The sequence below is a fragment of the Amycolatopsis sp. NPDC047767 genome (genome assembly GCF_040704195.1).
Taxonomy (GTDB): Bacteria; Actinomycetota; Actinomycetes; order Mycobacteriales; family Pseudonocardiaceae; genus Amycolatopsis.
Genome location: NZ_JBEYSJ010000015.1, coordinates 155,163 through 162,543 on the forward strand (window position 1 = coordinate 155,163; position 7,381 = coordinate 162,543).

Genomic DNA, 7,381 nt, shown 5'->3' on the forward strand with positions numbered 1-7,381 from the left:
CGCCCGCCGCCGGGCCGCACAGCCACGGGCGAGGCGGCCGAGGGCGCCGGGGCGGCGTGCCGCCCGGTCACTGGTCGGAAGCGCTTGCCGCCCAAGCGTTCCGGGCGTCCTCGGTGGTGGGGTAGGTCTTGAAAAGCTCGGCCAGCCCGATGAGGCCGAGCGTGCGGGCCAGGTGGCCGGGCACCGCGGCCAGCGCGATCGCCGCGCCGGCCGCGAGGGCGACGTTGCGGGCCGCGATCAGGGCCGAGACGCCGCTGGAATCGCAGAACACCAGGCCGCTCAGGTCGACGAGCAGCTGCTGGCCGGCGGCCGGGGCCAGGAGCCGGATCGCTTCGAGGGCGTCGGGCGCGGTGGCGGCGTCGAGCTCTCCGCTGAGCTCGAGCAAGGGGCCCGAGGCGGTGTCGTGGGTGGTGGCGGCGAACTCGATGGTCACGGCTCCTCGTCTCCCGGGTGCGGAATGCTCAGGGCGAGCAGCGCGGCGTCGTCGTCGACGCCGGCGGCGAACCCGGCGAGCAGGCCGGAGATCGCGGCCACCACCGTCGTCGCGGTGGCCGGCGCGAGGGTCGAGGCGAAGTCGCGCAGCTGCTCCTCGCTGTAGCGGACGCGGCCCTGGGTGCGGGCCTCGGTCAGGCCGTCGGAGTAGAGCACCAGGGTGTCCCCGGGTCCGAGGTGGCGCTCGACGGAGACGAACCGCGCGTCGGGCAGCGCGCCGACCAGCTGCCCACCGGGCGTGTCGACCAGCTCGGCCGCGCCGTCGCGGCGGATCAGCAGCGCGGGCGGGTGCCCGCCCCCGGCCAGGGTGACGGTGGCGCCGGCGGTGTCGGGCACGAGCAGCCCGTGGACGACGGTGCAGTACCGCGGGTCGGTGCCGTGGTACTCGTGGTTGAGCACCGTGTTGAGGTTGCCGAGCACCATGACCGGATCCGGCTCGTAGACCGCGGCCGCGCGCAGGGTGTAGCGGGCCAGCGAGGTGACCGCGGCGGCCTCGGCGCCTTTGCCCGACACGTCGCCGAGGAAAAACGCCCACGTGTCGCCCGTCAGCGGGAACAGGTCGTAGAAGTCGCCGCCGACCTCGTCGGGCGAGGCGGGGTGGTAGTACGCGGCGACGTCCATTCCGGGCACGGCCGGCAGGGCCGGGGGCAGCAGGGTGCGTTGCAGCGTGGTGGCCAGGCGTTGCACGCGGTCGCGCTCGTGCTCGGCCTCCTGGCGGGCCCGCAGCAGCTCCTGCTCGTAGGCACGGCGGTCGCGCGCGTCGAAGACGGTGGTGCGGATCAGCTGGCCCTCGCCGCCCAGCCCGGTCTTCACGGTGGACGTGACCAGCACCGGCAGCCGCGACCCGTCGGCGCCCTTGAGCTCCAGGGCGATCCCGCCGAGCTCGCCGTGCATGCGCAGCGACGGCGCGAAGTGCGTTTCGTGGTACAGCCGGCCACCCACGGTGAGCAGGTCGGCGAACCGGCGCCGCCCGACGAGCTCCTCGCGCCGGTAGCCGAGCCAGCCGAGCAGCGTGGTGTTGATCTTGGCGATCGTGCCGTCCATCAACGTGGACAGGTAGCCGCACGGCGCGTGCTCGTAGAGGTCCTCGACACTGTCCTCCAGCAGCGCGGAGAAGGACGCGGCCAGCGCCTCGGGGTGTTCACCGGCCGACCCGCCGCCGGTCTCGCCCATCATCAGCCGGCCGCGAACGCCGTGATCGCGGCCGCGGTCGCCTCCGGCGCGCTCAGCTGCGGGCAGTGGCCGGTCGCGTCGAGCGTCACCAGCACGCTGCCGTCGATCCGGTCGTGGACGTAGCGCCCGACCTCGGGTGGCGCGATGGCGTCCTGGGCGCACTGCAGCACCGCGGTCGGCACGGTGACCTTCGGCAGGTCGACGCGGTTGTCGGACAGGAACGTCGCCTTCGCGAAGACCCGCGCGATCGCCGGGTCGGTGCGGCAGAAGCTGTCCCTGAGCTCCTCACCGAGCTCGGGCCGCTCCGGGTTGCCCATGATCACCGGCGCCATCGCGCCCGACCAGCCGAGGTAGTTCGCGTCGAGCGAGTCGAGCAGCTCGTCGATGTCGGCGCGGCTGAACCCGCCGCGGTAGTCCCCGTCGTCGAGGTACCGCGGCGACGGCGTCAGCAGCACCAGCTTCGCGAACCGCTCCGGCTCGCGGTTGGCGGCCAGCACCGCGACCATCGCGCTCACCGAGTGCCCGACCAGCACGACGTCGCGCAGCTCGAGCTCCGCGCAGATGTCGAGCACGTCCTGCGCGTACCCCTCCAGCCGCGAATACCGCGGCTCCGACCACGCCGCCAGATCCGACTTGCCCGAGCCGACATAGTCGAACAGCACCACGCGAAACCGCTCGGCCAGCGCCGGCACGACGAGCCGCCACAGGTTCTGGTCGCACCCGAACCCGTGCGCGAGCAGCACCGTGGGCCGGTCCTCCCGGCCGGTCACGGTCACGTTGTTCCTGCTGCGCACGTCCACCTGGCCATCCTGTCACCGATGGCCGGGGCGTGGCCGGATCGCGTCCCGTTCGGCCGGCGCGGTCAGGCCAGCGGCGCCATCCGGTCCTCGCCGAGCCGGGCGCGCAGGGCGGGGTCGGTGATGCCGAGGCCGCGCGAGGGGGCTTGGCACAGGACGACGACCTTGCCGACGTGTTCGTTCAACTGCACCAGGCGCATGGCCTCGGCCACCTCGTCGAACGGGTAGACCGCCGACATGGCCGGGACGATCGCGCCGGAGGAGATCAGGCGGGTGGTTTCGGTGGCTTCCTGCAGGTTGCCGCCGTGGCTGCCGATGACGCGGTTCAGCTTCATCCACAGGTAGCGGTTGTCGTAGAGGTGCTCGTAGCCCGAGCTGGAGCCACAGGTGACGACGACGCCGCCGCGGCGGACGACGAAGACGGACAGCGCGAAGGTGGCGCGGCCGGTGTGCTCGAAGACGATGTCGGGATCGCGGCCGGCGAGCTCGCGGATGCGGGCCCCGAGGCGTTTGCCGATGGCGCGGACGGCGTCGGGGTCGCCCGACGGATCGCCGGTGAGGCCCAGTTCGGTGCGGTCGATGACGTGGTCGCAGCCCAGTCTGCGGACCGCTTCGGCCTTCGCGGCTGAGCTGACGACGGCGACCGGGATGCCGCCGCCGTTTTTCACCAGCTGCACGGCGTAGGTTCCGAGGCCACCGGCCGCGCCCCACACGAGCACGACGTCACCCTGCTTCATGCGGGCGCCGTGCGAGCCGACGAGCATGCGGTAGGAAGTGGTGGCGCACAAGGTGTTCGCCGCGGACTCCTCCCACGTGAGGTGGGTGGGCTTGGGTACCAGCATGCTGGCGCGCGCCACGGCGTACTCGCCGAAGGCGCCGAAGTTCGTTTCGTAGCCCCACGCGCGCTGCTGGTCGTCCATCATCGCGTCGTCGTGGGCGGCGGCGCCCTGGTCGTCGACGTGCACCGGGTGGATCACGACGTGGTCGCCGACCTGCCACCGGCGCACGCCCGAGCCGACGCGCACGATGACACCCGAGCAGTCGGAGCCGATCACGTGGAAGGGCTGGTCGTGCCGGGTGGCCCAGCCGCCCTGGCGAGCGTACTTCTCCAGGAAACGGAAGGTCGGCATCGGCAGGAAGGTGGCCGACCACACGGAGTTGTAGTTGACCGCGGCGGCCATCACCGCGATCAGGACCTCGTCCGGCGCGATCTCGGGCAGCGGCACCGGGCCCACGGCCACCGACTTGCGCACGTCGCGGTCTTCGGCGCCGGAGAACATGTCGACGTCCTCGGCGCGCAGGTGCGCGGCGCGGTAGGTCGCCGGGAGCGGCGCGCTCAGCAGGTCTTCGGGGGACGCACCACTCAGCACGGCGGCACGCAGGTCCGTCATCGTCTTGGTTCCTTTCGGGGGATCGCCCGCGGTGGGAAAGTCCCCGGCCACGCGGAAACCGGGCGGCCGGGGACTCCTGCCGGTGGCCGGGAACGAGGACTCAGCCCAGGCGCATGCTCAGCTCGAGCCCCTCGCCCATCGGGAAGTTGACCGAGAGGTAGCCGTTGGCGGGGTTGCGCACGTGCTCCAGGTAGTCCTGGCACCCCTCGCCGAAGAGGTTGACGTCGTCGGCGAGTACGAGGGAGCTCGGCGCGAGCTTGGGCTGCAGGATGTTCAGCACCTGCAGGTAGCTCTCGTTCCACCCGTCGAGCAGCACGAACTGGATGCCGTCGGGCACCGATTCCAGCGTCTTCAGCGCGTCGCCCTCCAGCACCTCGACGTGCTCGGCGACGCCGGCCTGCTCCAGCGAAGCCCGGCCCTGCTTGATCTTCTCCTCGTCGATCTCGGTCGTGTAGACGCGGCCGCCGTCGCCGTTGTCGCGCACCGCGGCGGCGAGGTACACAGTGGACAGACCGAGCGACATCCCCAGCTCGACCACGTTGGTGGCACCGGTCGCGCGCACGAGCTGGTACATCAGCGTGCCCGCCTCGGGAGGAACCGCGACCGCCAGCGAGTCGCGCACCTGGTCGAACAGGGCCCGGTCGTGTTCTGCGGCGCGGGCGTTGATCGTGGTGAGCGTGCTGTTGACGCGCTCGTCGCTGACCCAGATCTCGGGCACTTCGGTGCTCATCCGATTCGACACGCTGGCGTCCTTTCGAAGCTGTGGAAGGAAAACGAGAACCGGGGTCTCGGCCGGCGACTCCTGTCTACCAGCGGTTCTCTAGGGAACTCCCCAGTCCTCGCGCGCCTACGCTGGCCGCGCCGACCGACGACACCGTTCGCACCTTCGATCCTTTGGGGAGCCCATGGATTTCGGCCTGACCTTCTTCCCCGTCCTCGACGAGCAGGACAAGGCACCACGCGCCTACTACGAAGACTGCCTGACACTGGCCGCCGACGCCGACCGCCTGGGCTACGAGCACGTCCAGGTCGTGGAACACCACCTCGGCCCCTACGGCGGATTCAGCCCCGACCCCGTGGTCCTGCTCTCGGCCATCGCCGCGCGCACCGAACGGCTGCGCATCACCACCGGCGCGGTCATCCCGGCGTTCGACCACCCGATCAAGCTGGCCGGCCGGCTCGCCATGCTGGACCAGCTGACCGGCGGCCGGCTCGACGTCGGGGCGGGGCGGGCGTTCCTGCCGCACGAGTTCTCGGCGTTCGGGGTGTCGATCGAAGAGAGCCGCGCCCGCTTCAGCGAGGCGCTGCGCGCGTTCGTGGCGCTCTGGACCGAGACCGACGCGGTCTTCGACGGCGAGTTCCACCGCTTCGGGCCGGTGACGCTCACCCCGCGTCCGCTCCAGCGGCCGCACCCACCGCTGTTCGTGGCCTCGGCGTCCAGCGCCGACTCGTGCGCCGCCGCCGGCCGCGAAGGCCACAACCTGCAGGTCGTGCCGACGATCACCAGCGGCGCGCAGTTCGCCGACATGCTCGCCGCGTACCGCGAGGCGTTCGCCGCGAACCACCCGGACCGCACGCCGCGGATCCAGGTCAAGTACACGTGCTACCTCGACGAAGATCGCGCCCGCGCGTGGGAAGCGGCCGAAGAGGGCGAAGCGAACTACCTGGCCAAGATGAGCGGGGCCGTCGAAAGCTGGCGCGGCGCCGCGACCGCGCAGTACCCCGGTTACGAGAAGCTCGTCGACAAGGTCGCCTCCGCCGACCTGCGCAAGTCGTGGGAGCAGGACAAGGTCCTGATCGGCACCGCCGGCGAGGTCACCGAGCAGCTCGAACGCGTGCGTGCCCTGATCGGTGACGACGTGACCGTGAGCTTGCACCTCAACACCGGAGTCACGCCGCTCGCCCAGGCCCGGTGGGCCGTCGCCGAGTTCGCCGGGAAGATCGCGCCGCAGTTCGCCGGCGAGCTCGCCCCGTCCGCCTGACCCGCGCTTCCCCGAGCAGGAGGTACCGGACATGCCCGACAATCGCTCGCCCGACCTCGGCCGCCCCGAGGTGGTGGTGGTCGGCCTCGGGATCTGGGGCGCCATGACGCTGTGGCGGCTCGCCGCCCGCGGCGTGCGGGCCGTGGGGGTCGAGCAGTTCGACATTGCCCACGCGCGCGGCTCGTCCCACGGCGGGGCGCGGATGTTCCGCGAGACCTGCCTGGAGAACGAGGCGCTGGTGCCGACGGCCCGCCGCTCGCTCGAGCTGTGGCGGGAGCTCGAACGCGCGACGGGCACCCGGCTGGTCGAGGACACCGGCGGGCTGCTGATCGGCCCGCGCGACGGACGCCAGGCGGGGGCGACCCTCGCGTCGGCGCAGGCCCACGGCGTCGAGGTCGAGGTGCTCGTGCCCGGCGAGCTCATGCGCCGTTTTCCAGGCCACGCCGGGATTCCCGACGGGCACGTGGGCGTGTGGGAGCCGTCTGCGGGAGTGCTGCGGGCCGAGGAGTCCGTGCGGGCCGCGATCGCGCAAGCGGAGCACCACGGCGCGACGGTGGTGAGCGGAACGCGGGTGCTCGGCGTCGAACCCGAACCGGGCGGCGTGCGGGTGCGCACCGCGTTGCGTGATCTCGTGGCCGACCAGGTCGTGCTCACGCCCGGGTGCTGGCTGCCCGGGTTCGCGCCGGATCTGGGGTTGCGCTCGGTCCACCTGCCGATGACGTGGTTCGCGCCGCGCGGCGACCCGGCGCTGTTCAGCCGCGAGCGCTTCCCCGTCTTCATGCGCGAGATCGACGCGGACACCGTGCTGTGGGGCCAGGGTGACGGCGATCCCCGCCACGTCAAACTGGGCCTCGAACCGGGGCCCGAGCCGGCGCCGTACGACCCGGTGAACGGCGACCTCGCCCTCACGAGCGCGGTGTGGGACCGGCTCGGCGAGGTGCTGCCGACCGCCGTCCCCGGTGTGGAGCGCTTCCCGTCGAAGGTCCTCAACTGCGGGATCACGACGACCGCCGACGGCCAGTTCGTGCTCGGCGCCGCGCCGGAGGACCCGCGGATCGTGCTCGCGGGCGGCTGCAACGGCTACGGGTTCAAGCACGCGGCCGGAATCGGCGACCTGCTGGCGGACGTCGTGCTCGGCGCCGCCGATCGCACGCCACTGCCGTTCGCCGCGCCCGGTCGCCTCGTCGCAGCCGAAGCAACGGCCGCGCAATTCTGAGGAAATCCCCAAGGTCTTCGAAACTAGCGTGGAGCCATGAGTCCCGATCCCGCTCGCGTCCCCGAGACGTTCGACGAACTCCTGGCCGCCCTCACCTGGGCGGCCGGCCTGGAGGACGAGGAACTCCTCCCAGACGACAACCTCTTCGAGCTCGGCCTCGACTCCGTGACGCTCAACCGGCTCGTCGGGTCGTGGCGCGCCGCGGGCGTCCGCGCCTCGCTGGTCGACTTCCTGGAACGGCCCACCCCCGAGCAGTGGTGGGAGATCGTGCGGGAGTCCGGGGTCACGACCGCGAGCTGACGCACGGCCGCCACCCGCTGGGTCCCCGCA

Annotated in this window: 8 protein-coding genes; 3 read left to right on the forward strand and 5 right to left on the reverse strand. The window is 72.2% G+C overall.

All coding sequences use genetic code 11. From position 1 onward, the window contains the following. Positions 1 to 67 precede the first annotated feature (67 nt). From AB0878_RS26420 to AB0878_RS26440, 5 genes are all read right to left on the reverse strand, one after another. Entirely contained in the window at positions 68 to 433 is a 366-nt protein-coding gene (locus tag AB0878_RS26420) for an STAS domain-containing protein (protein WP_366582919.1), read from the reverse strand. Continuing rightward, the gene (locus AB0878_RS26425; protein ID WP_366582920.1) at positions 430 to 1,668 is read right to left on the reverse strand and encodes a SpoIIE family protein phosphatase; all 1,239 of its coding nucleotides are present in this window, start codon (positions 1,666 to 1,668) and stop codon (positions 430 to 432) included. The genes AB0878_RS26420 and AB0878_RS26425 overlap by 4 nt, the downstream gene beginning before the upstream one ends. After that, a complete protein-coding gene (locus tag AB0878_RS26430; protein WP_366582921.1) occupies positions 1,668 to 2,465 on the reverse strand; it encodes an alpha/beta hydrolase in 798 nt (265 codons plus the stop codon). Before AB0878_RS26430 ends, AB0878_RS26425 begins: the two co-directional genes overlap by 1 nt. Before the next feature lie 62 nt (positions 2,466 to 2,527). Further along, the gene (gene ccrA, locus AB0878_RS26435) at positions 2,528 to 3,853 is read right to left on the reverse strand and encodes a crotonyl-CoA carboxylase/reductase (RefSeq protein WP_366582922.1); all 1,326 of its coding nucleotides are present in this window, start codon (positions 3,851 to 3,853) and stop codon (positions 2,528 to 2,530) included. A gap of 100 nt (positions 3,854 to 3,953) precedes the next feature. Further along, the gene (locus AB0878_RS26440) at positions 3,954 to 4,583 is read right to left on the reverse strand and encodes a class I SAM-dependent methyltransferase (protein ID WP_366582923.1); all 630 of its coding nucleotides are present in this window, start codon (positions 4,581 to 4,583) and stop codon (positions 3,954 to 3,956) included. Between the two features lie 175 nt (positions 4,584 to 4,758). Between AB0878_RS26440 and AB0878_RS26445 the strand changes: the two genes are divergently transcribed. Genes AB0878_RS26445 through AB0878_RS26455 form a run of 3 tightly spaced genes read left to right on the forward strand, consistent with a single transcriptional unit; the run spans position 4,759 to position 7,351 of the window. Then, a complete protein-coding gene (locus AB0878_RS26445) occupies positions 4,759 to 5,835 on the forward strand; it encodes an LLM class flavin-dependent oxidoreductase (RefSeq protein WP_366582924.1) in 1,077 nt (358 codons plus the stop codon). A gap of 31 nt (positions 5,836 to 5,866) precedes the next feature. Further along, positions 5,867 to 7,051 carry an N-methyl-L-tryptophan oxidase gene (gene solA / locus AB0878_RS26450; protein WP_366582925.1) on the forward strand — a complete coding sequence of 395 codons (1,185 nt, stop codon included), beginning with the start codon at positions 5,867 to 5,869 and terminating at the stop codon, positions 7,049 to 7,051. Positions 7,052 to 7,087: 36 nt separating this feature from the next. Then, the gene (locus tag AB0878_RS26455; RefSeq protein WP_366582926.1) at positions 7,088 to 7,351 is read left to right on the forward strand and encodes a phosphopantetheine-binding protein; all 264 of its coding nucleotides are present in this window, start codon (positions 7,088 to 7,090) and stop codon (positions 7,349 to 7,351) included. The last annotated feature ends 30 nt before the right edge of the window (positions 7,352 to 7,381 follow it).

What these genes read in the sequence shown, in the direction of transcription:
- AB0878_RS26425 (WP_366582920.1), bottom strand. Translation starts at nt 1,668, where the DNA reads ATGATGGGCGAGACCGGCGGCGGGTCGGCCGGTGAACACCCCGAGGCG.
- ccrA (WP_366582922.1), bottom strand. Translation starts at nt 3,853, where the DNA reads ATGACGGACCTGCGTGCCGCCGTGCTGAGTGGTGCGTCCCCCGAAGAC.
- AB0878_RS26440 (WP_366582923.1), bottom strand. Translation starts at nt 4,583, where the DNA reads ATGAGCACCGAAGTGCCCGAGATCTGGGTCAGCGACGAGCGCGTCAAC.
- AB0878_RS26445 (WP_366582924.1), top strand. Translation starts at nt 4,759, where the DNA reads ATGGATTTCGGCCTGACCTTCTTCCCCGTCCTCGACGAGCAGGACAAG.
- solA (WP_366582925.1), top strand. Translation starts at nt 5,867, where the DNA reads ATGCCCGACAATCGCTCGCCCGACCTCGGCCGCCCCGAGGTGGTGGTG.
- AB0878_RS26455 (WP_366582926.1), top strand. Translation starts at nt 7,088, where the DNA reads ATGAGTCCCGATCCCGCTCGCGTCCCCGAGACGTTCGACGAACTCCTG.